The sequence below is a fragment of the Streptomyces sp. NPDC018610 genome, from assembly GCF_044391765.1.
GTDB lineage: Bacteria > Actinomycetota > Actinomycetes > Streptomycetales > Streptomycetaceae > Streptomyces.
In genome coordinates, this window is record NZ_JBISAL010000006.1 from 82,983 (window position 1) to 107,113 (window position 24,131).

Annotated in this window: 23 protein-coding genes and 1 tRNA gene; 15 read left to right on the forward strand and 9 right to left on the reverse strand. The window is 72.3% G+C overall.

What is annotated here, in order from left to right; translation table 11 throughout:
- Positions 1–154: 154 nt before the first annotated feature.
- On the reverse strand, positions 155–1,294 hold the full coding sequence (locus ACH5A8_RS16860; RefSeq protein ID WP_399002580.1) for an ABC transporter ATP-binding protein: 1,140 nt from the start codon (positions 1,292–1,294) through the stop codon (positions 155–157).
- A gap of 232 nt (positions 1,295–1,526) precedes the next feature.
- Between ACH5A8_RS16860 and ACH5A8_RS16865 the strand changes: the two genes are divergently transcribed.
- Positions 1,527–1,600: transfer RNA gene (locus ACH5A8_RS16865), tRNA-Thr, on the forward strand.
- Positions 1,601–1,703: 103 nt separating this feature from the next.
- Here the strand turns inward: ACH5A8_RS16865 and ACH5A8_RS16870 are convergent.
- A complete protein-coding gene (locus ACH5A8_RS16870; protein WP_399002582.1) occupies positions 1,704–3,359 on the reverse strand; it encodes an FAD-dependent oxidoreductase in 1,656 nt (551 codons plus the stop codon).
- Positions 3,360–3,614: 255 nt separating this feature from the next.
- On the opposite strand from ACH5A8_RS16870, the gene ACH5A8_RS16875 reads away from it, so the two are divergent.
- The 7 genes from ACH5A8_RS16875 (at position 3,615) to ACH5A8_RS16905 (ending at position 9,018) form a co-directional block, all read left to right on the forward strand.
- The gene (locus ACH5A8_RS16875) at positions 3,615–4,751 is read left to right on the forward strand and encodes a SchA/CurD-like domain-containing protein (RefSeq protein ID WP_399002584.1); all 1,137 of its coding nucleotides are present in this window, start codon (positions 3,615–3,617) and stop codon (positions 4,749–4,751) included.
- A 37-nt stretch (positions 4,752–4,788) separates the two neighbouring features.
- On the forward strand, positions 4,789–5,262 hold the full coding sequence (locus ACH5A8_RS16880; RefSeq protein WP_396318945.1) for a cupin domain-containing protein: 474 nt from the start codon (positions 4,789–4,791) through the stop codon (positions 5,260–5,262).
- Entirely contained in the window at positions 5,259–6,527 is a 1,269-nt protein-coding gene (locus ACH5A8_RS16885; protein WP_399002586.1) for a beta-ketoacyl-[acyl-carrier-protein] synthase family protein, read from the forward strand. The genes ACH5A8_RS16880 and ACH5A8_RS16885 overlap by 4 nt, the downstream gene beginning before the upstream one ends.
- On the forward strand, positions 6,524–7,774 hold the full coding sequence (locus ACH5A8_RS16890; protein WP_399002588.1) for a ketosynthase chain-length factor: 1,251 nt from the start codon (positions 6,524–6,526) through the stop codon (positions 7,772–7,774). The genes ACH5A8_RS16885 and ACH5A8_RS16890 overlap by 4 nt, the downstream gene beginning before the upstream one ends.
- 50 nt (positions 7,775–7,824) lie before the next feature.
- On the forward strand, positions 7,825–8,082 hold the full coding sequence (locus tag ACH5A8_RS16895; RefSeq protein WP_396318789.1) for an acyl carrier protein: 258 nt from the start codon (positions 7,825–7,827) through the stop codon (positions 8,080–8,082).
- Between the two features lie 2 nt (positions 8,083–8,084).
- Positions 8,085–8,567: an SRPBCC family protein gene (locus ACH5A8_RS16900; RefSeq protein WP_396318788.1), complete on the forward strand. Its 483-nt coding sequence runs from the start codon at positions 8,085–8,087 to the stop codon at positions 8,565–8,567.
- Positions 8,568–8,685: 118 nt separating this feature from the next.
- Positions 8,686–9,018: a TcmI family type II polyketide cyclase gene (locus tag ACH5A8_RS16905; RefSeq protein WP_399002590.1), complete on the forward strand. Its 333-nt coding sequence runs from the start codon at positions 8,686–8,688 to the stop codon at positions 9,016–9,018.
- A 114-nt stretch (positions 9,019–9,132) separates the two neighbouring features.
- Here ACH5A8_RS16905 and ACH5A8_RS16910 read toward each other — a convergent pair whose 3' ends face one another.
- Entirely contained in the window at positions 9,133–10,161 is a 1,029-nt protein-coding gene (locus ACH5A8_RS16910; RefSeq protein ID WP_399002592.1) for a methyltransferase, read from the reverse strand.
- Positions 10,162–10,213: 52 nt separating this feature from the next.
- Complete coding sequence (locus ACH5A8_RS16915; protein ID WP_399002594.1) at positions 10,214–11,278, reverse strand: nitrous oxide reductase family maturation protein NosD; 1,065 nt, start codon at positions 11,276–11,278, stop codon at positions 10,214–10,216.
- Between the two features lie 149 nt (positions 11,279–11,427).
- Here ACH5A8_RS16915 and ACH5A8_RS16920 point away from each other — a divergent pair, with 149 nt between their 5' ends.
- Both ACH5A8_RS16920 and ACH5A8_RS16925 read left to right on the forward strand, forming a co-directional pair.
- Positions 11,428–12,075 (forward strand): rhomboid-like protein, encoded by a 648-nt coding sequence (locus ACH5A8_RS16920; protein WP_399003179.1) that lies wholly within the window; start codon positions 11,428–11,430, stop codon positions 12,073–12,075.
- Between the two features lie 10 nt (positions 12,076–12,085).
- Entirely contained in the window at positions 12,086–13,507 is a 1,422-nt protein-coding gene (locus tag ACH5A8_RS16925; protein WP_399002596.1) for an NAD(P)/FAD-dependent oxidoreductase, read from the forward strand.
- A gap of 236 nt (positions 13,508–13,743) precedes the next feature.
- On the opposite strand, the gene ACH5A8_RS16930 is transcribed toward ACH5A8_RS16925, so the two are convergent.
- Complete coding sequence (locus ACH5A8_RS16930) at positions 13,744–15,339, reverse strand: MFS transporter (RefSeq protein ID WP_399002598.1); 1,596 nt, start codon at positions 15,337–15,339, stop codon at positions 13,744–13,746.
- Between the two features lie 101 nt (positions 15,340–15,440).
- Between ACH5A8_RS16930 and ACH5A8_RS16935 the strand changes: the two genes are divergently transcribed.
- Complete coding sequence (locus ACH5A8_RS16935; RefSeq protein ID WP_399002600.1) at positions 15,441–16,139, forward strand: pentapeptide repeat-containing protein; 699 nt, start codon at positions 15,441–15,443, stop codon at positions 16,137–16,139.
- A 58-nt stretch (positions 16,140–16,197) separates the two neighbouring features.
- Here ACH5A8_RS16935 and ACH5A8_RS16940 read toward each other — a convergent pair whose 3' ends face one another.
- A complete protein-coding gene (locus ACH5A8_RS16940) occupies positions 16,198–16,698 on the reverse strand; it encodes a hypothetical protein (protein WP_399002602.1) in 501 nt (166 codons plus the stop codon).
- 40 nt (positions 16,699–16,738) lie between these two features.
- On the opposite strand from ACH5A8_RS16940, the gene ACH5A8_RS16945 reads away from it, so the two are divergent.
- Positions 16,739–18,139, forward strand: a complete 1,401-nt coding sequence (locus tag ACH5A8_RS16945; protein ID WP_399002604.1) for a M1 family metallopeptidase — start codon at positions 16,739–16,741, stop codon at positions 18,137–18,139.
- A gap of 269 nt (positions 18,140–18,408) precedes the next feature.
- Here ACH5A8_RS16945 and ACH5A8_RS16950 read toward each other — a convergent pair whose 3' ends face one another.
- On the reverse strand, positions 18,409–18,984 hold the full coding sequence (locus ACH5A8_RS16950) for a TerD family protein (protein WP_399002606.1): 576 nt from the start codon (positions 18,982–18,984) through the stop codon (positions 18,409–18,411).
- 206 nt (positions 18,985–19,190) lie between these two features.
- On the opposite strand from ACH5A8_RS16950, the gene arfB reads away from it, so the two are divergent.
- On the forward strand, positions 19,191–19,628 hold the full coding sequence (gene arfB / locus ACH5A8_RS16955; protein ID WP_399002608.1) for an alternative ribosome rescue aminoacyl-tRNA hydrolase ArfB: 438 nt from the start codon (positions 19,191–19,193) through the stop codon (positions 19,626–19,628).
- A gap of 49 nt (positions 19,629–19,677) precedes the next feature.
- Here arfB and ACH5A8_RS16960 read toward each other — a convergent pair whose 3' ends face one another.
- Positions 19,678–20,247, reverse strand: a complete 570-nt coding sequence (locus ACH5A8_RS16960) for a GNAT family N-acetyltransferase (protein ID WP_399002610.1) — start codon at positions 20,245–20,247, stop codon at positions 19,678–19,680.
- Positions 20,248–20,327: 80 nt separating this feature from the next.
- Entirely contained in the window at positions 20,328–20,915 is a 588-nt protein-coding gene (locus tag ACH5A8_RS16965) for a flavin reductase family protein (RefSeq protein ID WP_399002612.1), read from the reverse strand.
- Positions 20,916–21,390: 475 nt separating this feature from the next.
- Here ACH5A8_RS16965 and cdgB point away from each other — a divergent pair, with 475 nt between their 5' ends.
- Both cdgB and ACH5A8_RS16975 read left to right on the forward strand, forming a co-directional pair.
- Entirely contained in the window at positions 21,391–23,055 is a 1,665-nt protein-coding gene (gene cdgB / locus ACH5A8_RS16970; RefSeq protein ID WP_399002614.1) for a diguanylate cyclase CdgB, read from the forward strand.
- Positions 23,056–23,174: 119 nt separating this feature from the next.
- On the forward strand, positions 23,175–24,131 hold the full coding sequence (locus ACH5A8_RS16975; protein ID WP_399002616.1) for a carbohydrate-binding protein: 957 nt from the start codon (positions 23,175–23,177) through the stop codon (positions 24,129–24,131).

Genomic DNA, 24,131 nt, shown 5'->3' on the forward strand with positions numbered 1-24,131 from the left:
CCCGGGTGTCGTGTTGACGTACACGGCTCGAAATGTCCGGTGCCGTGGGGGATTCGGAAGACGGCGAGAAGGGCCCCGCAGCAGCTCGCGGGGCCCTTCTCGTCAACGTGGGCGCATCGCCCGGGAAAGTCCCGGGGTTTCAGCCGTAAGGGTGTCAGTCGGAGAGACGCTCGCCCGTGGAGGTCGAGAACACGTGGGTCTCGCCCGGCCGCGGCACGACGTGCACGGTGGCGCCCTTCTCGGGAACCGCGCGGCTGCTGACGCGGACGACGAGCTCCTTCTCCTCGCCGCCGACCTTGACGGTGCCGTAGATGTAGCCGTCGGCGCCGGTCTCCTCCACGACGTTCACCGTGACGGCGAGGCCGGCCGGGGCGTCGGAGGCGTCCTTGGACAGGGAGGCGGCCGCGGCGCCGCCGCCCAGCTCGACCACGTCGAAGTGCTCGGGGCGCACGCCCACGGTCACCGTGCGGTCGCCCTTGTCGGCGGCGGCCTTGAGCGCGTCCCGGTTGACCGGCACCACGCTGTTGCCGAACTTCACACCGCCGTCGATGATCGGCACGTCGATCAGGTTCATGGCGGGCGAGCCGATGAAGCCGGCGACGAAGACGTTGGCGGGCTTGTCGTACATGCTCCGCGGCGAGTCCACCTGCTGGAGGATGCCGCCCTTGAGCACGGCCACGCGGTCGCCCATCGTCATGGCCTCGACCTGGTCGTGGGTGACGTAGACGGTGGTGATGCCGAGGCGGCGCTGCAGCGAGGCGATCTGCGTACGGGTCGACACGCGGAGCTTGGCGTCGAGGTTCGACAGCGGCTCGTCGAAGAGGAACACCTGCGGGTCGCGGACGATGGCGCGGCCCATGGCCACACGCTGGCGCTGACCGCCGGACAGGGCCTTCGGCTTGCGGTCGAGGTACTCGGTGAGGTCCAGCATCTTGGCGGCCTCTTCGACCTTGCGCCGGATCTCCGTCTTGTTGACGCCGGCGATCTTGAGCGCGAAGCCCATGTTGTCGGCGACCGTCATGTGCGGGTAGAGCGCGTAGTTCTGGAACACCATGGCGATGTCCCGGTCCTTGGGCGGCAGGTGGGTGACGTCGCGGTCACCGATGCGGATGGCGCCGCGGTTGACGTCCTCGAGCCCCGCGAGCATGCGCAGCGAGGTGGACTTGCCGCAGCCGGACGGGCCGACCAGGACGAGGAACTCGCCGTCCGCGATGTCGATCTCCAGGGCGTCGACGGCGGGCTTGTCGGAACCCGGGTAGATCCGGGTCGCCTTGTCGAACTGCACAGTGGCCATGGTGAATGGGCCCCCTTCTACCGGCAGGAACGTGCCGGACGATCCGTTGTAGGAAGGTGGTTGCCACTACGGGTGTTCCGTTGTGGTTGTCCTTGGTCCACAAGAGTGAACTGGCACAGGACGGTACCTGGCGTTCACCTGCTCTGTCAGTACTCCAAGGCCTGTGAACTTCGCGGAAATTCTCGAGGTCCGGGGCCGGCGCCCGGGTACACTGCACGGGCGTGGACGCGTTGCCTCCTTAGCTCAGCTGGTCAGAGCGCCGCTCTTGTAAAGCGAAGGTCGTCGGTTCGAATCCGACAGGGGGCTCCGGAAAAGGCCAGGTCAGGAACATCCTGACCTGGCCTTCGCGCTGTCCGGCGGCACGGTCGGCGGTGCCGCCCGGCGGGCCGGGCCGTCCGGTCGCATCCGGTCAGCCCGTGCGCAGCACCTTCGCCAGTACCTCGCGCAGGGTGGCCTCCGGGTTCTCGGCCGCGTCCGTGGCGCGCCAGGCGACGAAGCCGTCGGGGCGGACGAGGACCGCGCCGTCGGGGGTCGTGCCGTGGGCGGTGGACCAGTCGGCGGCCGGGGCGGCGTCGGTGCCCTGGGGGTCGCGGTCGTCGGGGGTCAGGTCGGTGCCGATGCGGTAGGACTCCAGGCGCAGGGCCCCGGTCTCGGCGATGCGGCGGGCGGCGGCGTGCCAGCCGGCCTCCGAGCGGCCGTCGCTGAGCAGGACCAGGGAGCGTTCGTACAGGTCGAGGGTGGAGATCCGCTCGCCGTCGCGGCGCAGCCACAGGTGGGGGGCGCGGGTGCCGGGTTCGCCGGTCAGGCGCAGGGCGTCGGGCACCGCCTCCCGGTCGGGGCCGGCGCCGACGACCGCGCCGTCGGGGTAGCGGTAGCCGAGGACGACGTTGAGGATGCCGCCGCGCTTGCCGCCGCCGATGCCGGGGGCCGGGGCGAAGCCGGGGTGGCTGTGCTCGACGGAGCGGGCGGAGGCGCGGGCGCTGGTGGCCAGGGCGACGGGGCGGCGTTCGGTGTCGTAGGTGTCCAGGAGGCCGGGTCCGGCCCAGCCGTCGAGGACGGCGGCGAGTTTCCAGGCGAGGTTGTGGGCGTCCTGGATGCCGGTGTTGGAGCCGAAGGCGCCGGTCGGGGACATCTCGTGGGCGGAGTCGCCGGCGAGGAGGACGCGGCCCGCCGCGTAGCGGTCGGCGACGCGTTCGGCGGCGCGCCAGGAGGCCTTGCCGGTGATCTCGACGTCGAGGTCGGGCGCGCCGACGGCGCGGCGGATGTGGCGCTGGAGGCGTTCCTCGGTGAACTCCTCCAGGCTCTCGCCCCGCTCGGGGTGCCAGGGGGCGTGGAAGACCCAGTGTTCCTTGTTGTCGACGGGCAGCAGGGCGCCGTCGGCGTCGGGGTCGGTGAGGTAGCAGCAGATGAAGCGGCGGTCGCCGACGACGTCGGCGAGGAGCTTGGAGCGGAAGGTGACGCTGACGTTGGCGAACAGGTCGCCGGGGCCGCTCTGTCCGATGCCGAGGCGGTCGCGGACGGGGCTGCGGGGGCCGTCGGCGGCGACGAGGTAGTCGGCGCGGACGGTGTAGCGCTCGTCGCCGGCCCGGTCGCGGACGACGGCGGTGACCCCTTCGTCGTCCTGGTCGAAGGTCTCCAGCTCGTGGGAGTAGCGCAGTTCGCCGCCGAGCCGGCGGGCGCTTTCGAGGAGGACGGGTTCGAGGTCGTTCTGGCTGCACAGGCACCAGGCGGTGGGGCTGAAGCGGGCGAGGCCGCCGCCGGGGTCGATGTGCTTGAACAGCCATTCGCCGGCGTCGCCCTCCAGGGTCGGGGTCTGCAGGATGCCGTGGTTGTCGGCCAGCAGCGACGCCGCCGCCTTGATGTCGCCCTCGATGCCGGCCACCCGGTACAGCTCCATCGTCCGTACGTTGTTGCCGCGTCCGCGGGGGTGGATGGAGGTGCCGGAGTGCCGTTCGACGAGCATGTGCGGCACGCCGAGGCGGCCCAGGAACAGCGAGGTGGACAGGCCCACCAGGGAACCGCCGACGATGAGGACGGGTACCCGGTGGTCGGCTTCTTGGCGCATCGATGCCTCCAGGGGCGGGGTGCGGGGGTGCGGGCGGTGCGGGCGCATCGATGTCTCCATGCCCGCCGGGCGCCCTCTCCGCGTGCGTTCGCGGGGTCTATCACCCGCGTGATCACCCTTGTGGTGCATACGAGTCGCGCGCCGATCGTGCCCGGCACAGGATCGAGATCACGCTGACGTCGCGTCATCCGCGGCCGGCGTTCTCCTTCCCTGTCCCGTGCGAATCGTCGATCCCCGCCAAGGAGTCGTACGCAGATGACCGCCATCTCCGAGCGTGTTTCAGAACCGACCGAGCAGCAGGCCTCGAAACGTGTCTCCCAGTCCGTCTTCGACGGCTCCCGGCTCCGCGTGGTGCTGCTGGTGGACGTCTGCGACGGCGCCCAGCAGCAGTTCCTGGAGGCGTACGAGCAGATGGGCAAGCAGGTCGCGTCCGTCCCCGGACATGTCAGCGACCAGCTGTGCCAGTCGATCGAGAACCCCTCCCAGTGGCTCATCACGAGCGAGTGGGAGAGCGCCCCGCCGTTCCTCGCATGGGTGAACAGCGAGGAGCACGTGCGGATGGTGCAGCCGATGCACAGCTGCATCCGCGACACCCGTTCGCTGCGTTTCCACATCGTGCGGGAGACCGGCGGCGGCCGGCCGGAGTCCGCCGACCGGCGGCTGCAGACCTCGCCGCGGATCGGGGACGGGGTGATCCGGCACGCGCTGACGTTCACGGTGAAGCCGGGCAGCGAGGCGAAGGTGGCCGAGCTGCTGGCGGGCTACGAGTCGCCCGAGGCGCGGGTCGACGACACGACGCGGCTGCTGCGCACCTCGCTGTTCATGCACGGCAACCGGGTGGTGCGGGCCATCGAGGTGCGCGGCGACCTGCTGGCGGCGCTGCGGCACGTGGCCCGGCAGCCCGGGATCCGGGCGGTCGAGGAGGCCATCAACCCCTATCTGGAGCAGGACCGCGACCTCAACGACCAGGAGTCGGCACGGGTGTTCTTCACCCGGGCGGCGCTGCCGGCCGTGCACCACGTGACGTCCGGTCAGGACGACGACCGGGTGGAGCGGCACGCGCTGTTCTACCCGGCGCGGCCGGGCCAGGGCATGAAGCTGGCGGAGCTGCTGGCCCATGAGGACGAGCGCGCCGCGGACGACCCGGCGAGCCCGGTGCGGCGCAGCACGGTCTTCGAGCGCGACGACGTGGTCGTACGCCTGATCGATGTGGTGGGCGCTCTGGAGGCGGACCCGGCGGCCGCGCTGGGCATCGCGGACTCCGCGCGGGTGGCGGAGCTGACGACGCTGCTCGACGAGGGCGCCGCGAAGAAGGACGGCGACCTCTCCCGCCTGCTCACGCTCGCCCGGATGGACCTCGTCACCGATCGCCGGTCCGCGCCGGACGCCTGACGTTCCCCAGCCGACGTACACACCACCGGAGGAAGACGTGATCAAACCCAGGCCAAGGATCGTGGACCTCAGCGACACCGAGCCCAACACCAAGCGCGGCGGCGACCTGCGCGCCATGCTCACCCCGGCCACGGTGGGCTCCACCAGCGGCTTCATGGGCGTGGCGCTGGTGCAGCCCGGCGACCGCATCGGCGAGCACTACCACCCCTACTCCGAGGAGTTCGTGTACGTCGTCTGCGGCGACCTGGAGGTGGACCTGGACGGCGAGCCGCACCCGCTGGGGCCGGAGCAGGGGCTGATGATCCCCGCCTACATGCGCCACCGGTTCCGCAACGTGGGCGACACCGAGGCACGGATCGTCTTCCACCTCGGCCCGCTGGCGCCGCGCCCGCAGCTCGGGCACGTGGACACCGAGGGCACGGAGGCGGCGTCGGTCCCGGCCGGCGCCCGGGCGGCCGAGCCGGCCGAGGCGGCCGAGGCGGCGGCCGGGCCGGCCGAGGTGCGGTCATGACCAGGCGGGTCGCGGTCACCGGCATAGGCATCGTGGCGCCGGGCGGGATCGGCGCCCCGGCGTTCTGGGACCTGCTGGCGAACGGGCGCACCGCCACGCGCGGCATCACGTTCTTCGACCCGGCGGGTCTGAGGTCGCGGATCGCCGCCGAGTGCGACTTCGACCCGGCGGCGGCGGGCCTCGACGCCGAGCAGGTGGCGCGCTGCGACCGCTACATACAGTTCGCGCTGGCGGCCGGCCTGGAGGCGGTGCGGGACGCGGGGCTCGACCTCGCCGCGGAGAACCCGTGGCGGATGGGGGTCTCGCTGGGCACCGCGGTCGGCGGCACCACCCGGCTGGAGAACGACTACGTGCTGGTCAGCCACGGCGGTGAGCGCTGGGACGTGGACCACGAGCGGGCGCAGCCGTATCTGGAGCGGGCGTTCACGCCGAGCACGCTGGCCTCGACGGTGGCGGAGCGGTTCGGGGCGCGCGGGCCGGTGCAGACGGTGTCCACCGGGTGCACCTCGGGGCTCGACGCGGTCGGGTACGCGCTGCACACCGTGGAGGAGGGGCGCGCCGACATCTGCATAGCCGGGGCGTCGGACTCGCCGATATCGCCGATCACGATGGCGTGCTTCGACGCGATCAAGGCGACGTCGCCGAACAACGACGACCCGGCGCACGCCTCGCGTCCCTTCGACAACGACCGTGACGGGTTCGTCATGGGCGAGGGCGGCGCGGTGCTGGTGCTGGAGGAGCTGGAGCACGCGAAGGCGCGCGGCGCGCACGTGTACTGCGAGCTGAGCGGCTACGCCACCTTCGGCAACGCCTACCACATGACGGGTCTGACCAGTGAGGGCCTGGAGATGGCGCGGGCGATCGAGTCCGCGCTGGACCACGCCCGGCTGGACGGTTCGGCGATCGACTACGTCAACGCGCACGGCTCGGGCACCCGGCAGAACGACCGGCACGAGACGGCCGCGGTGAAGCGGGCGCTGGGCGAGCACGCGTACGACACCCCGATGAGCTCCATCAAGTCGATGGTGGGTCACTCGCTGGGCGCGATCGGGGCGATCGAGGTGGTGGCCTGCGTGCTGGCCCTGACCCACCAGGTGGTCCCGCCGACCGCCAACTACGAGACGCCCGACCCCGAGTGCGACCTGGACTACGTACCCAGGGTCGCGCGGGAGCGGAAGCTGGACGCGGTGCTCTCCGTGGGCAGCGGGTTCGGCGGATTCCAGTCGGCGGTGATCCTGACCCGGCCGAGGGAGAGGTCACGATGAGCCAACGGAGCAAGCGGCGGGCGGCCGTCACCGGTATCGGTGTCGTCGCCCCCAACGGAACCAGCACCGAGACGTTCTGGAAGTCCACCCAGGAGGGCGTGAGCGTCCTCGACCGGGTGACCCGCGAGGGCTGCGAGCGGCTGCCGCTGAAGGTGGCCGGCGAGGTGCGGTCCTTCGACCCGGCGGCGGCGATCGAGGAGCGTTACCTCGTCCAGACGGACCGGTTCACGCACTTCGCGATGGCCGCGGCCGACGCCGCGCTGGAGGACGCGCGGCTGGGCCGGGCGGACACCGACGGCGCGCCGTTCTCGGCGGGCGTGGTGACGGCGGCCGGCTCCGGCGGCGGCGAGTTCGGCCAGCGGGAGCTGCAGAAGCTGTGGGGCAAGAGCCCCCGTCACGTCGGTCCCTGGCAGTCCATCGCCTGGTTCTACGCGGCCAGCACCGGCCAGGTCTCCATCCGGCGCGGCTTCAAGGGGCCGTGTTCGGTGGTCGCCGCCGACGAGGCCGGCGGTCTGGACGCGCTCGCGCACGCCGCGCGGGCCGTGAGGCGCGGCACGGACGTGATCGTGGCGGGTTCCACCGAGGCGCCGCTGGCCCCGTACTCGATGGTGTGCCAGCTCGGTTACGGCGAGCTGAGCCCGGTGACCGATCCGGGGCGGGCGTACCGGCCGTTCACCGAGGAGGCGTGCGGGTTCGTGCCGGCCGAGGGCGGCGCGATGCTCGTGGTCGAGGAGGCGGCGGGCGCCCGGCAGCGTGGGGTGCCCGTGCGGGCCACCGTCGCCGGGCACGCGTCGACCTTCACCGGGGCCTCCCGCTGGGAGCTGTCGCGGCAGGGGCTGGCGGAGGCGATCCGGGGCGCGCTGGCGGACGCCGGCTGTGCGCCGGAGGAGGTCGACGTGGTCTTCGCCGACGCCCTCGGTGTGCCGGAGGCGGACCGGGCGGAGGCGCTGGCCATCGCCGACGCGCTCGGCGGGCACGCCCGGCGGGTGCCGGTGACGGCGCCCAAGACCGGCATCGGGCGGGCCTATTGCGCGGCTCCGGTGCTGGACGCGGCGGCGGCGGTGCTGGCGATGGAGCACGGCGTGATCCCGCCCACCCCCAACGTCTTCGACATCTGCCATGACCTCGATCTGGTGACCGGGAGCGCGCGTGCCGCGCGGGTGCGCACGGCACTGGTCCTCAGCCGGGGGCTCATGGGCTCGAACTCGGCGCTGGTGCTGCGGCATGGCACCGCCGACGCCTCCTAGCGGGGCGGCCGGAGCAACCAGCCGGGAGCAAGGAAGAGAGGAACCACCGCATGAGTGACCGCATCACCGTGGAAGAACTGTCCGAACTCATGAAGAAGGCCGCGGGCATCACCGTGAGCCCGCAGGAGCTGACGGACCGGGCCGACACCGGTTTCGACGAGCTCGGCATCGACTCGCTCGGCCTGCTCGGCATCGTGGGCGAGCTGGAGAACCGGCACGGCATGCCGATGCCGGCCGACGCGGAGCGCTGCAAGACGCCCCGGAAGTTCCTCGATCTCGTCAACAGCACCCTTCTGGCAGGAGCGTAGAGATGGCAGGGCACACACAGAACGAGATCACGATCGCCGCGCCGGTCGATCTGGTCTGGGACATGACCAACGACGTGGAGAAGTGGCCGGAGCTGTTCAGCGAGTACGCCTCCGCGGAGATCCTGAAGCAGGAGGGGAGCAAGTGCACCTTCCGGCTGACCATGCACCCCGACGAGAACGGCACGGTGTGGAGCTGGGTGTCCGAGCGTGAGCCGGACCGCGCCACGCTCACCGTCCGGGCCCGCCGGGTGGAGACCGGGCCGTTCGCGCACATGGACATCCACTGGCGCTACGAGGAGGTGCCGTCCGGCACCCGGATGGTGTGGACGCAGGACTTCGCGATGAAGCCGGAGGCGCCGGTCGACGACGACTGGATGACCGACAACATCAACAAGAACTCCAAGGTCCAGATGGCCCTGATCCGGGACAAGATCGAGAAGGCCGCCGCCGGCCGCCGGCCCGAGCCGGCCCTGACCACCGACTGAGCCGGACCGGACGAGAGCCGGACGAGAACGGACCGGACGAGAGCCGGACGAGAACGGACCGGTCGAGAGCCGGACGAGAACGGACCGGTCGGGAACGGACCGGAGGAGGAGAAGGCCCATGCACCAGGCCCTGATCGTGGCCCGGATGGCCCCGGGCTCGGCCCCGGACATCGCCAAGATCTTCGAGGAGTCCGACCGGGGGGAGCTGCCGCACCTGGTCGGCGTCACCCGGCGCAGCCTCTTCCAGTTCGGCGATGTGTACATGCACCTCGTCGAGGCGGAGCGGGACCCGGGCCCGGCCATCGCGAAGGTGGCGGGGCACCCGGAGTTCCGGGGCATCAGCGAGCGTCTGTCGGCGTACGTCAGCGCCTACGACCCCGAGACCTGGCGCTCGCCGAAGGACGCGATGGCGCAGCGGTTCTACCTGTGGGAGCGCGACGCCCAGTCGTGAGACCACCGCCCGGCCCCGTGAGGGGGCCGCGGACACACAACCGGTCGCCGGGCCCGCAGCGTCGCGGGCCCGGCGACCGGTGTCCGGGTGTGCGGTCCGTGACGGCGGGCGCCGTCAGACGGGGACGGTGCAGTCGAAGGCGTGCAGGTAGGGGTTGACCGGGCTGATGTCGTCGATCACCAGGCCGGCCGCCTTGAGCCGGCTCACCATGGACTCGGTGGTGTGCTTGGCCCCGCCGACGTTGAGCAGGAGCAGCAGGTCCATGGCGGTGCTGAACCGCATCGACGGGGTGTCGTCGACGAGGTTCTCGATGACCACGACGCGGGCCTTGGGCCCGCCGGCCGCCATGACGTTGCGCAGGCAGCGGGCGGTGGAGTCGTCGTCCCACTCCAGGATGTTCTTGATGATGTAGACGTCGGCGGTGACCGGCACGGACTCGCGGCAGTCGCCGGGCACGATGTCCACCCGGTCGGCGAGCGGGCCGCCGGGGCGCAGCCGGGGGTCGGCGTTGTCCACCACGCGCGGCAGGTCCAGCAGGGTGCCGCGCATGGTGGGGTACTTCTCCAGCAGACAGGCCACCACGTGGCCCTGGCCGCCGCCGATGTCGGCGACCGAGGCGGCGCCGGACAGGTCGAGCAGGTCGGCGACGTCCTGGGCGGACTGCTTGCTGGAGGTCGTCATGGCCTTGTTGAAGACGTCCGCGGACTCGGGGGCGTCCTCGTTGAGGTAGACGAAGAACTCCTTGCCGAACAGGTCCTGGACGACGTCGTGCCCGGTGCGCACCGCCTCGTCCAGCTTCGGCCAGGCCTGCCAGGTCCACGGCTCGGTGCACCACAGGGTGATGTTGCGCAGGCTGTTCGCATCGTCCTCGCGCAGCAGCCGGGACATGTCGGTGTGGGCGAACGTGCCGTCGGGCTGCTCGGTGAAGACGCCGTAGCAGGCCAGGGCGCGCAGCAGCCGGCGCAGCGGCTTGGGCTCGGTCTTCACCGAGGCCGCGATGTCCTCCACGGGCAGGGGGGCGTCCCCGAGCGCGTCGGCCACGCCGAGGCGGGCGGCGGCGCGGAGGGCGGCGGCACACGCCGCCCCGAACACGAGCTCCCTGAGCCGCATGGACGGCGGTGGGGCGGTCTGAGCGGTCGTCATGTGCCGCCGGTTCCTTCCTTGTCGGTTCTCGGTTGCGGGCGCGGACCGGGTCTCAGCACAGTCCCGCGGGCTTGGAGGCCCGGCAGGAGTTCTGCTGGAAGGTGTTGCCGCGCTTGGTGCTCTCCTGGTTGACCAGGTCGGCGGGGGAGTTGTCCTGCAGCGCGTTGCCGCTGACGCGGTTGCGCTCGTTGGCGGCGCCGACGAAGCTCTTGAAGAGCACGATGCCGCCGGACAGCGGGGACCTGCCAGAGTTGCCGAGGACCGTGTTGCGGGTGACCTCGGTGTCCTCGGCGCCGGTCAGGACGATGCCCGAGCCCTGGAGGTAGGGCAGCCGTGCGGTCTTCGGGCAGTACTTGTTGTTCTTGGCGACGAGGTTGTCGCGCACGCTCAGCGCGCCCGCCCTGGGCTTGTTCTCGTCGCCGACGACGAAGACGCCCGTGCAGTTGCCGGTGACGTAGTTGCCGGCGACGGCGAGGTCGCGCAGCCGGCGGACGGTGACGCCGATCCGGTTGTCCTCCAGCCGGTTCTGGGCGATCAGCGTGCCGTCGGTGTCGAGGGCGCCCTGTTCGGCGGTGATCGTGTTGGCGAGGAAGAGGCCCGCGTCGCCGTTGCCCCGGGCGAGGTTCTGCCGGTAGGTGCTGCGCCGGGAGCGTTCCTCGGCGAAGCCCCACAGGCCGTTCTTCACGGCGGCCACGTGCTGCACGGTCAGCCCGTCGGTGCCCACGGCCATCACTCCGGCGCGGGAGTAGCCGGTCACGGTCAGGTCGGCGACGGTGACGTCCTTCAGGCGCTTGTTCTTGGTGCCCGCCACGCAGATGCCGTTGCCGCGCTTGCCGCAGTCGTTCGAGCTCGTCCCGGCGGCCGGTTCGAGGACGGTGGTCTCCGGGCCGGCGCCCCGCAGGGTCACGCCGCGCTTGGCGATCTTGACGCTCTCGTGGTAGGTGCCCGGCATCAGCAGGACGGTGTCGCCCGGCTCGGCGGCGTCCACCGCCTTCTGGATCGACTGGCCCGAGTGCACCAGGTGCAGCCTCGGCACGGAGATCGGCGGGGCGGCGGCTACGCCGGAGCCGACGAGTGCTACGGCGCTCAGGAGCAAGGCGATGTGGCGTTTCGTCATATTCTGTACGTTATGACCGGATGGTCCATGGAGGGCCGGATGGGCCGTCCGGGGGCGTGTCACCCCTCCCGCACGGGCCGCCGTGGGGCTCGGCAGGCCCCTCGAACACCTCGGCGACCATACTTGCGAGGGTGAACGGGGTCATCCGGATGCGGCGCGGGTTCAGGGTGGTGGCGGACTACGTCCGCGGCGCCCCGGGGACGTATGCGTGGCTGCTGATCCTGTTCGTCACGACCGTCGCCCTGCACCGCATGTCGCCGCAGTTCGAGGCGGAGTTCCTGCGGCAGCGCTCGACCAATCTGCACGAGCTGTCGGAGCATCCGGCACGGGTGCTGTTCGCCAGCGCCATGTGGATCGCGAGCGGCCGCTGGCTGCCGTACGCGGTGCTCTACTCGGTCTTCCACGCGCAGGCCGAACGCTGGCTGGGCACGCTGCGCTGGCTGGTGGTGTGCGTGGCCGCGCACGTGCTGGCCACGCTGATCAGCGAGGGCGCGCTGCTGTGGGGGATCCGGCGCGGGATGGTCCCCGAGTCGGCGGTCAACACGCTGGACGTGGGGGTGAGTTACGCGCTGGCGGGAGTGGTGGGAGTGCTGACCTGGCGCCTGGCCCGGCCCTGGCGGTACGGGTACGCCGCCGTGGTGCTCGGCTTCTTCGCGGTGCCCCTGGCGACCGGGCGCACCTTCACCGACCTGGGGCACTTCACCGCCGCGCTGATCGGGCTGGGCTGCCGTCCGCTGACCGCCGGTGCGGGAAGAACACGGATTCCGAAGGAGACACCGGCCCTGCCGAGGCGTTAGCGTCCCGGCCATGAGCAGCTCGGCAGACAGGGCCGTGAACAGCGGCATCGTGAACGGCGGCATCTCCTTCTGGTTCGCGGACGACGGGCTCCCGGCGGTGCGCGAGCCGCTCACCGGGGACGCCACCGCGGACGTGGTGATCGTCGGCGGCGGGTACACAGGCCTGTGGACGGCGTACTACCTGAAGAAGGCAGCGCCGTTCCTGCGGATCACCGTCCTGGAGCAGAAGTTCTGCGGCTACGGCGCCTCCGGCCGCAACGGCGGCTGGCTCTACAACGGCGTCGCCGGCCGCGACCGCTACGCGAAGCTGCACGGCCACGAGGCCGCCGTACGGCTCCAGCGGGCGATGAACGACACCGTGGACGAGGTGATCCGCGTGGCCGCCGAGGAGGGCTTCGAGGCGGACGTCCACAAGGGCGGCGTGCTGGAGGTGGCGCGCACCCCCGCCCAGCTGGCCCGGCTCAAGGCGTTCCACGAGCAGGAGCTCGCCTACGGCGAGAAGGACCGCGAGCTGTACGGGGCCCGGCAGACCGCCGAGCGGATACGGGTCGCGGACGCGGTCGGCTCCGCCTGGACCCCGCACGGCGCCCGGCTGAACCCGGCGAAGCTGGTCAAGGGCCTGGCGGCGGCCGTCGAGGCGCTCGGGGTGACCGTCCACGAGGCGACCCCGGTCACCGAGATCCGTCCCAAGCACGCCGTCACCCCGTACGGCACCGTCCGCGCGCCCTACGTGCTGCGCTGCACCGAGGGCTTCACGGCCTCCCTCAAGGGACAGCGGCGCACCTGGCTGCCGATGAACTCCTCGATGATCGCGACCGAGCCGCTGACCGACGAGCAGTGGAAGGCGATCGGCTGGGACGGCCGCGAGACCCTCGGCGACATGGCGCACGCCTACATGTACGCCCAGCGCACCGCCGACGGCCGGATCGCGCTCGGCGGGCGCGGGGTGCCCTACCGCTTCGGCTCGCGCACCGACAACGACGGCCGCACCCAGGCGGAGACCGTCGAGGCGCTGCGCGACGTCCTCGTCGCCTTCTTCCCGGTGCTGGCCGGGGTGCGGGTCGCGCACGCCTGGTCGGGGGTGCTCGGCGTGCCGCGTGACTGGTGCGCCACCGTGACCCTGGACCGCACGACGGGCCTGGGCTGGGCCGGCGGCTACGTCGGCTCGGGCGTCGCCACCACCAACCTCGCCGCCCGCACCCTCACCGACCTGGTGCAGCTGGACTCCGGACAGGGCGGTCCGACCCCGCTGACCGCGCTGCCCTGGGCCGGGCACAAGGTGCGCAAGTGGGAGCCGGAGCCGCTGCGCTGGCTGGGCGTCCAGGGCATGTACGCCACCTACCGCACCGCCGACCGGCGCGAGGCGCTCACCCACAGCGCCCGCTCGTCCCGGCTGGCCCGGGCCGCCGACCGGGTGGCGGGACGCGGCTGAGACCCGTGCGGGGCCCGGCGGGCGGCGCCCGCGCGGGGAGGGCCCCGGCGTGCGCCGGAACCCTCCCTGCCCCTCGCGGGCCCTCCGGGTTCCTCTCCGGAGGGTCCTCACACCGCCGGGCCGCTCACACCGCCGGGCCGCCCGGACCACGGAGCCGGACCGCTCGTACCGCGGAACCCGCCTGTCACCCGGGCCGCGCCGCCGGGTCGCTCACACCGCCGGGCCGCCCGGGTCGCTCACACCGCCGACTCGGGCACCGGCCGCTCCGCCGCCGGCAGTCCGTGCTTGGGGGCACGGGCCGTGACCATCACGGCGGCGACCAGCCCGGCCAGCAGCATCACGGCGGCGGCCCACCAGATGGCGACCGTGTAGCCGTGCACGATGCCCTCCGGCACCACCCGCGCCCGGTCCGCCGGGCTGTGCAGATGCGCGGTGACGTACGCGGCGCCGCTGGTGGTGGCGATCGTGTTGAGCAGCGCGGTGCCGATCGAACCGCCCACCTGCTGCGAGGTGTTCACGGTCGCCGAGGTCACGCCCGCGTCCTTGGGGGCGACGCCCGCGGTGGCGGTGGCGAACACCGGCATGAAGGTCAGGCCCATGCCGAGCCCCATCAGCAGCAGCGCGGGCAGCACCTCGGTGGTGTACTCCGAGACCACCGTCAGCCGGGTCAGCAGCAGCAGGCCGCCCGCCGCCAGGACCATGCCGGGGACCATGAGCAGCCGTGGCGCCACATGGTGCAGCAGCCGCGCGGAGATCTGCGTGGAGCCGACGATGATCGCGGCGGTCAGCGGCAGGAAGGCCAGACCGGTGCGCAGCGGCGAGTAGCCGAGGATCTCCTGGAGGTAGTAGGTCATGAAGAGGAACAGCCCGAACATGCCGATCACGGCCAGCAGCATGGTCAGGAAGCAGCCGGCCCGGTCGCGGTCGCGCAGGACGTGCAGCGGCAGCAGCGGCATCCGGGCGCGCGTCTGCCACCACACGAACGCCGCCAGCATCGCCGCGCCGCCCGCGAACAGGCCCAGCACCAGCGGGTCCGTCCAGCCGCGCGGCTGGGCCTCGCTGAACCCGTAGACCACGGCGACCAGTCCGCCGCAGCCCAGCACCACGCCCGGCACGTCCAGCCGGGCGCCGGGGTCGGCGTCGCCCGCCCGGCTGTGCAGCAGCGCGACCGCGCCGAGGACGGCGACGACGGCGATGGGCACGTTCACGTACAGGCACCAGCGCCAGTTCAGGTACTCGGTGAGCAGGCCGCCGACGATGAAGCCGATCGCCGAGCCGCTGCCCGCGAGCGCGCCGTAGATGCCGAACGCCTTCCCGCGCTCCCGGGGATCGGTGAACGTCGTGGTGAGCAGACTCAGCGCGGAGGGGGCGAGCACGGCGGCGAACGCCCCTTGCAGGGCGCGGGCGCCGAAGAGCATGCCCGAGGAGGTGGCCGCGCCGCCGAGCGCGGAGGCGACGGCGAAGCCCATGAGCCCGATGACGAACGTGCGTTTGCGTCCCACCAGGTCGGCGATCCGCCCGCCCAGCAGGAGCAGTCCGCCGAAGGCCAGCGTGTAGGCGGTGATGACCCACTGGCGGTTGGCGTCGGACATGTGCAGGGCGTGCTGCGCGGAGGGGAGCGCGATGTTCACGATCGTCGCGTCCAGGACCACCATCAGCTGCGCCAGCGCGATGACCACCAGCGCCCACCAGCGGTGCGCGTCGGCGGCGGGGCGGGCGTGCCGGGGGTGGTGGGGGGAGTGCCTGTGGTGCAGGGCGTCCGACAGGGGGCGCGAACGGGCCCCCTGATGACGTTGCGCGGTCGAGGATTCACCTTTTCGGGTGATACTCATTCCGTCAGAAGACCATGAATCGGTACGTATCGCATCCGGGGCGGCCTGGAGTGTCCGACGGTCTCCAAGGCGTTGTCAGTGGCGGCGTGCAGCATGGGGGCATGGTGAGGAGAACGAGCGTCCGGACGGGCGGCGGCGCGGGCCGGGGCCCGGTGAAGCCGGCGCGGCGGCCCGAGGTGCGGCTGCCGGCACTGGAGGCGTACGACGGCCCGGGGCTGGCGCCGGACGGGGACTACGACGGGCTGGAGTTCCGGGAGACCGACCTGTCCGGGCAGGACGGGGCGGGCGCCCGCTTCATGGACTGCGCGCTGAGGGGCTGCGCGCTGGACGACGCCTCGCTGCGCCACGCCCGCCTGCTCGACTCGGTCCTCACCGGGGTGCGCGGCGTCGGCACCGACCTCGCCGACGCGACGCTGCGCGACGTGGAGCTGACCGATGCCCGCCTCGGCGGGACGCAGCTGCACGGCGCGGTGCTGGAACGGGTGCGGATCCGCGGCGGCAAGATCGACTACCTGAACCTGCGCAGGGCGCGGCTGCGGGACGTCGTCTTCGAGGGCTGTGTCCTCGTCGAGCCGGACTTCGGGGGCGCCCGGCTGGAGCGGGTGGAGTTCGTGGACTGCGCGCTCACGGGCGCGGAGTTCGGCGCGGTCACGCTCACGGACGTGGACCTGCGCGGGGCCGCCCCGCTGGAGATCGCGGGCGGGGCGGAGCGGCTGGCGGGCGCGGTGATCAGCACCGGCCAGCTGCTGGACCTGGCCCCGGTGCTGGCGGCGCGGCTGGGGATCAGGGTGGAGGACTAGGGTCCTCCGCTCGGATCAGGCCGGATCAGGGCCCTCCGCCGCGCGGGGCCCCGGCGGATCACGGCAGGCGGGGGAAGCGGGCCTGGAGGGTCCAGACCGCCGGGTTCTCCGCCAGGTCCTCGTGCAGGTCGCACAGGTCGGCGATCAGGTCGTGCAGGAAGTCGCGGGCCTCCCGGCGCAGCTCGGCGTGGGAGAAGCTCAGCGGGGACTCCTCCGCGGGCATCCAGTCGGCCTCGATGTCCACCCAGCCGAAGCGGCGCTCGAAGAGCATGCGGTCGGTGGACTCGGTGAAGTCCAGCTCCGCCCGCTGGGGACGGGAGGCGCGGGAGCCGGCCGGGTCCCGGTCCACCCGCTCCACGATGTCGCACAGCGCCCAGGCGAAGTCGAGCACCGGCACCCACCCCCAGGCCGTGGCCAGCTCCCGGTCCGCCTCGGTGTCGGCGAGGTACACGTCGCCGCAGAACAGGTCGTGGCGCAGGGCGTGGACGTCCGCGCGGCGGTAGTCCGTCTGCGGCGGGTCGGGGAAGCGGTGGGAAAGGGCGTAGCCGATGTCGAGCACGTACGCGATGGTGTCATGACCGCCGCATAGGATCAGCACCGTGTACAGACCCGCGCGGACCGTCCGCGCCGTAGCCGCCTCGGCCCTGCTCGCCGTCGCCCTGAGCGGGTGCGACGGCGGAGTGCGGGGCACGCCGGGCGGCTCCGGGCTGCACGACCCCTACTTCCCGAAGGCGGGCAACGGCGGATACGACGTCACCCACTACGACCTCTCCCTCGGCTACGAGCCGGCCGGCCGCGCCCTGACCGGCACCGCGGTGATCACCGCCCGCGCCACCCAGGACCTGTCCGCCTTCGACCTCGACCTCCAGGGCCTCCAGGTGCGCGAGGTGACCGTCGAGGGGAGGGCCGCCCGTTTCCATCGGGCCGGCCAGGAGCTGACCGTGCGGCCGCACGACGAGCTGAGCGAGGGCGAGACGTTCACCGCGACCGTCCGCTACTCCGGGACCCCGCAGACGGTCCTCGACGTCGACTCGTCCAGGGAGGGCTGGCTGCCCACGCCCGACGGCGCCGTCGCCCTCGGCGAGCCGGTGGGTTCCATGGCCTGGTTCCCGGGCAACGACCACCCCTCGGACAAGGCCACCTACGACATCTCCGTCACCGTGCCCAAGGAGCTGACGGCCGTCTCCAACGGCGAGCTGAGGAGCACGACGACCGACGGGAGCCGCCGGACGTTCCGCTGGCACGTCGGCGAGCCGATGGCGACCTACGTCGCCACGGTCGCGATCGGCGACTTCGAGGTGCGCCGCTCCACCCTGAAGAACGGCCTGCCGGCGTACGTCGCCGTCGATCCCGCCCTGGCCGGGGCGAGCGATCCGGTGCTGGCGCGGCTTCCCGAGATCATGGAGTGGGCGGAGTACAACTTCGGTCCCTACCCGTTCTCCTCCACCGGCGCCGTCGTCGACCGCGTGAAGGGCGTCGACTACGCCCTGGAGACCCAGAACCGGCCCGTCTTCCCCTACGCCCCCGACACCAGCACCCTCGTCCACGAACTCGCCCACCAGTGGTACGGCGACTCCGTCACCCCGAAGAGCTGGCGGGACATGTGGCTCAGCGAGGGCTTCGCGACCTACGCGGAGTGGCTGTGGAAGGAGGACGACGGCGGCGACAGCGCGCAGGAGACCTTCGAGAAGACCTACCGCGGCGAGGGCGAGAACGGCACGGACATCTGGGACTTCCCGCCGGCCCGGCCGGGCAGCGCCGCCGAGATCTCGAACGCGCCCGTGTACGACCGCGGCGCGATGGTCCTGCACAAGATCCGTCGGACGGTCGGCGACGACGCCTTCTACGACATCGTCCAGGGCTGGGCCGCCGCCCACCGCCACGGCAACGCCTCCACCGCCGACTTCACCGCCTACGTCGAGAAGAAGGCCCCCGGCAAGGACTTCACCGGGATCTGGAAGGACTGGCTGTACGGGGACGGCAAGCCGGCGCATCCCTGACGGGCGCCGCCGCCACCGATCCGGCGCCGGCCGGCCAGGACCACCGGACGCCCCGGGGCGTCCGGCACCCTCGCCGCCGGGCCCGGCCGGGCTCCCCGCGCATCGCCGCGCGCGCCGCCCACACCGCCCGCGCGTGCCGGAGCCGCTGCTCCTGGAACTGGGGGGAGTCCAGCGTGCCGGGCCGCCTCGAGGGTCCGGCGGGCGGGGCGGCGCCCGCGCGGCGGTCTCGTCACCGCGCGGGGGCCGCCCCGGTCACCACGGGCGAACCGTCAGACGTTGACGCCGAAGTCCTGGGCGATGCCGACCAGGCCCGAGGCGTAGCCCTGGCCGACCGCGCGGAACTTCCACTCCGCGCCGTTGCGGTAGAGCTCGCCGAAGACCATGGCCGTCTCGGTGGCCGCGTCCTCCGACAGGTCGTAGCGGGCGATCTCGGCGCCGCCGGCCTGGTTGACGATGCGGATGTAGGCGTTGCGGACCTGGCCGAAGTTCTGGCCGCGGTTCTCGGCGTCGTAGATGGAGACCGGGAAGACGACCTTGTCGACGTCGGCGGGGAGCCCGGCCAGGTTGACGTTGATCGCCTCGTCGTCGCCGGAGCCCTCGCCGGTGCGGTTGTCACCGGTGTGGACGATGGTGTTGTCCGGGGTCTGCTTGTTGTTGAAGAAGACGAAGTGGGCGTCGGAGTACACCTTGCCCTGCGGGTTGACCGCGATCGCGGAGGCGTCCAGGTCGAAGTCCGTGCCGGTGGTGGTGCGGACGTCCCAGCCGAGGCCCACGGTGACGGCGGTCAGGCCCGGAGCTTCCTTGGTGAGCGAGACGTTGCCGCCCTTGGAGAGGCTTACAGCCATTGTTGGGAGTCCCTTCCCTCGTTGCTTGTGCGGACGAAGCTACCGCCACTGCCAAGAACGCCTGGAGGGGTCCCCATGGTTCCGGATCTCTTTACCTTTTTTACCCAGGGCGGTTCGAACACCGTCGGCCCCTCCGCGGGCGGCCGTGTGCGGCGGCGAACGTCGTGGGGAAAACCCCGTGACGTGACCCGGACAGAGGCGGGAACATGGACCGCATGTCCGGTCCCCATCTCATCCGCGGCTCCGTCGCGCTTCCCGAGGCCGAGCTGGCCTGGCGCTTCTCGCGGTCCTCGGGGCCCGGTGGCCAGCACGTCAACACCAGCGACTCGAAGGTCGAGCTGAGCTTCGACCTGGCGCGCACCGAGGCCCTGCCCGAGGTGTGGAAGCGGCGCGCGCTGGAGCGGCTCGCCGGCCGGCTCGTCGACGGGGTCGTCACCGTCCGCGCCTCCGAGCACCGTTCCCAGTGGCGCAACCGCGAAGCCGCCGCCGTACGCCTCGCGGCGCTGCTCGCCGAGGCCACCGCGCCGCCGCCCAAGCCCCGCAGGCCCACCCGGATCCCGCGTGGCATCAACGAGCGCCGGCTGCGGGAGAAGAAGCAGCGCGCGGAGACCAAACGGGGCCGCTCGGGCCGGGACTGGGGTTAGGGGGGCGAGACCGGGGTCAGGGCCTGCGGCGTGATCCGCCGGGCGGACCTCAGGCCCCGGTCGGCAGGCGTCGGCTCCCCGGGTCCGCCCCGTCCGTCAGGTCGAGCACGCCCACCGTCTGGTCGCCGCTCGTCTCGCCGTTGACGCGGAAGCCGAGCCCCCGGTAGAAGCCCTCCGGGCCGTCGGGCCCCGGGTGCCAGCTCACGTACAGCTCGGAGCCGCCGCGGCGGCGGATCTCGGCGGCGACGGACTCGACCGCGAACCGGCCGTAGCCGCGGCCCTGCTCGCCGTCGGCGATGTTCAGCCGCCACAGCCCGGAGCGCGCCTCGCTGCCGTCCTCGTACCAGTCGATGTCGAGGAAGGCCATGAGGAAACCGACCGGACGCCCGCCGTCGACGATCAGGCGCGGCCAGGCGACGCCCGGGTGGACGTAGGCCTCGGCGAGGGACTTCACGACCGGTGCGACCGCGTGCTCCTGGTCCGGACGCACCCGGATCCCGAGCGCGGCGTCCAGGTTCGCCGAGGTGATCTCCTCCAGGCGGGGAGCGGCGGCCCCGTCGGGGCGGGGTGCCGCGCCGTCCTCGGAGCGGTGGGCGGCGGTGGCGTCGGCGATCGTCATCCGTGCACGGTAGACGGCGCCCGAGCCGCGCGCCCACGGGTTTACGGCGCGCCCTCCCGCGCCGTCCCCCGCGAGGGACCTCAGCCCAGCTGCCGGTACCGGCCGCGGAAGTACATGAGGGGGCCGCCCTCGGCGCTCGGCAGCCGGGCGGTCAGGACGCGGCCGATGACCAGGGTGTGGTCGCCGGCCGTCACCCGCTGCTCGGTGCGCAGCTCCAGCGTGGCCAGGGCGCCGCCGACCATCGGAGCCCCGGAGGCCTCGCCGCGTACGTAGGGGATGTCCTCGAACAGGAGGCGGTCGCTGATCCGGCCCTTCATGGCGAACCGGCCGGCGATGTGCCGCTGGCTCTCGGCCAGGACGGACACCGCCCACAGCGGCTGCTCGGCGAGCAGGTCGTCCATGCGCGAGCCCTCGCGCAGGCTCACCAGGACCAGCGGCGGGTCCAGGGACACCGACACGAAGGCCGTGGCCGTCATGCCCACGTCCTCGCCGGCCGGCGCCGTGGGGTCGTCCGGGTCGAGCGGCGGCTCCTGCGCGGTCACCAGCACCACGCCCGCGGCCAGCCGGGACATCGCGGCGCGGAACTCGTCGTCGGTCACCCCCTCAGCATGCCCAAGGACGGCGGGCGCGGCGGGGGAGGAGGGCGAGGCGGGTGAAGTGTTCAGCACAAACTCAACGCTAACGACCGGCCCGCGGCCCGCGCATCGGCCCCGCGCCCGAACCCGGACCTAGGACCAGCGGACCAGACGGGACCGACCCGCCGGGACCGGCCACGACCACCACCGGTGTTCCCACCCGCCGAGATCACCCCCGACCGCCTCCGACCAGCCGTGATCGGTCCACGAAGAAGACGGCGGGGCCGACGGCGAACGACGGAAGCCGCGATTCCGGCCCGCCCGGGCGGCCCCTCGTGCATCATGGCCGCACGCCCACAAAGATTGCGTTCAGTTGACGCACAGGGAAAAAGCAGAAACTCCACTCAATTGTTCACGTTCAGCTGTGACTTGAGTCACAAGGGGCCTGAATTGTTGACCCTGTGTACCGAGTGGGCTTCGCGCTGTGATTCAGTGGCTGGGACCGCACGGAACGATACGCCGAAGAGAACCCTTTGATGCGCTGCGAGGTCTCGGGGGGAGGGCGAGCATGGAGACCGAGTCGGAACCGTACGTCCGTCTTGCGACCCTGCGGCAACTGCACCAGGTCATGGCGGACATGAACACCGCGCGCAGTCTGGCGGACACCCTGCAGACCGTCGCCGACGGCGTCGTGACCGGCCTCGGCTACGAGCTGGCCTGCGTCAACCTCGTGCGTGCCGACGGCGACCTCGTGGTCGCCGCCTTCTCCGGCAACCCCGCGGCCGAGGCCCTCATCACCGGCCGGGTCGGCTCCCGCGACTCCTGGGACCGTCGGCTGGCCATGGGCGAGGCCTGGGGCGACCTGGTCTTCATACCCCACACCGAGGGCTGGGTCCTCGACGACGACGACGTCCCGCAGTGGTACACCGACGGGCCCGCCCCCCGCTTCGAGGACGAGTGGCACCCCTCCGACCGCCTCTTCGCCCCCATGTACGCCCCCGGCGCGCCCGCCGGCTCCTCCGGCGAACTGCTCGGCGTCCTGTCCGTCGACCGCCCCCGCAACGGCCGCCGTCCCGGCGCCTGGGGCCGCGAAGCCCTCCAGGTCTACGCCTTCCAGGCCGCCATCGCGATCAGCAACGCCCGGCTGCGCGCCAACATGCAGCGCGCCCTGGTCCGCCTGGAACGCGAGCAGCAGGCCCTGCGCGCCAGCGAGGAGAGCTTCCGGCAGGCCTTCGAGTACGCCCCCTCCGGCATGGCCATCGCCGAGATGGGCGGCGACCAGCACGGCCGGATCCTGCGCACCAACGACGCCCTGTGCCGCCTGCTGGGCCGCCCCGCCTCCGCGATGCGCCGCTACTCCTTCTCCGACCTCGTCCACCCCGAGGACATAGGCACCCTGCTGCGCACCTCCGCCGAGGGCGGCCGGGCCGAGCTGCGTCTCGCCCGCCGCGACGGCACCTACGTCTGGGTGTCCCTGCGCAACTCCGTCGTCGCCGACGCCGCCGACGGCCCCCGCTTCCTGCTCACCCACGTCGAGGACATCGAGGAGCGCAAGCGCCGCGAGCTGCACCTCGCCCACCGCGCCTCCCACGACTCCCTCACCGGCCTGCCGAACTCCGCCGAGCTGCGCTCGCGCCTCGCCGCCCGCCTGTGCCGGCGCCCGCAGTCCGCGCACCCCGGCGAGTTCGACTCGCTGGACGCCGCCTACGGCCACCCGGCCTACGACACCGCCGACGTCGGCCACGGCTTCGACTTCGCCTCCGGCGTCCAGGCGTACGACGCCTACGACCACCACGCGCACACCATCGCCCCCGAGGGCGACCGGGACGACGGCACCAAGGGACTGGCCGTCCTCTTCTGCGACCTCGACGGCTTCAAGTCGATCAACGACCGGTTCGGGCACAACGCGGGCGACGCCGTCCTCATCGAGGTGGCCCGGCGGCTGAGCAACGGGGTGCGCGACGGCGACACCGTGGCCCGCCTCGGCGGCGACGAGTTCGTGATCCTCGCCGACGGCCTCGGCCGCGCCGACGCCCAGGACCTCGCCGTACGCCTGCGCAACGAGATCATCCAGCCCATCCGCGCCGAGGGACGCGCCGTCCGCGTCGGCGCCAGTTTCGGCATCGGGTGGGCACATTGCGGGATGACGGCGGACGAAGTGCTGAAGTCCGCTGACGAACGGATGTACGTCGAGAAACGATCTCGTCCCAAACAACATCGCCGGGCGGGCTGAACCGCAGGTCAGCCGCATGGTGCGGTCTGAGTCACCTGTTCGGGTCCACGGAAGCGGGTAGGCTCGTCCCATCCGATGACCTACTGCACACGACCCGCACTGTTGAGGAGCACCAAGGGATGACGCCCGGCAACAACGGCGCGAGCACGCCCGAGGACGACGACCCGTTCGGCTACCTGTACGCCGACGGTCAGGCCAACGGAGCCCAGCCGCCGTCCGGCGGTTACGGCTACCCGGGCTCGGTCAACCGGGTCCGCACGGTCGGCCAGCGGCAGTACGGCCAGCAGGGCCAGCAGCCCTCCACGGCGCCGTACGGCCAGGTCCCGCAGCAGCAGGGCGTGTACGGCCAGCCGAACGCCCACTACGCCGCTCCCGAGACCCTCCCGGGCGGCGCGCAGCCGCCGGGGCAGCAGCAGGGCCGGGGCGGTGGCGGCGGCAACGGCCGCCGGGGCCCCAACACCAAGGGCCTGCTGATCGGCGCGGTCGCGGTGGTCGCCGCGGTCGTCATCGGCATCGGCGTGACCATGATGGGCGACAAGGACGACGACAAGGCCGGCGGCAAGACCGGCGACGCCACCCCCACGGCCGGCCAGAGCGCCAGTCCCAGCCCCTCGTCCAGCAGCAGCGTCGCCCCCGACGGCGAACTCCCGAAGATCGACGCGAAGGCGCTGGCCCTGGGCGGCGGAGCCGCCACCGCCTCGTCCGTCAAGGGCGCCCAGGCGGACGGCGGCGTCTACGTCACCAACTTCAACAACGTCGGCGCCTCGGTCACGTGGACGGTCAACGGCATCCCGGAGGACGGCAAGTACACGGTGAACCTCGGCTACGACGTCCCCGGCAAGGACGGCACCGCCACCCTCACCGTCAACGGGAACCCGTCCGACCAGCCGGTGAAGCTGAAGAACTGGGCGAACGCCCCGGCGGGCGACTACGAGAAGGGCTGGACGAAGACGTACAACTACGTCCAGCTCAACAAGGGCACGAACACCATCAAGATCTCGTGCGAGCAGGGCAACCAGTGCGACGCCAACCTCGACCAGTTGTGGCTGGTCAAGGGCTGGGTCAACTCCAACTGA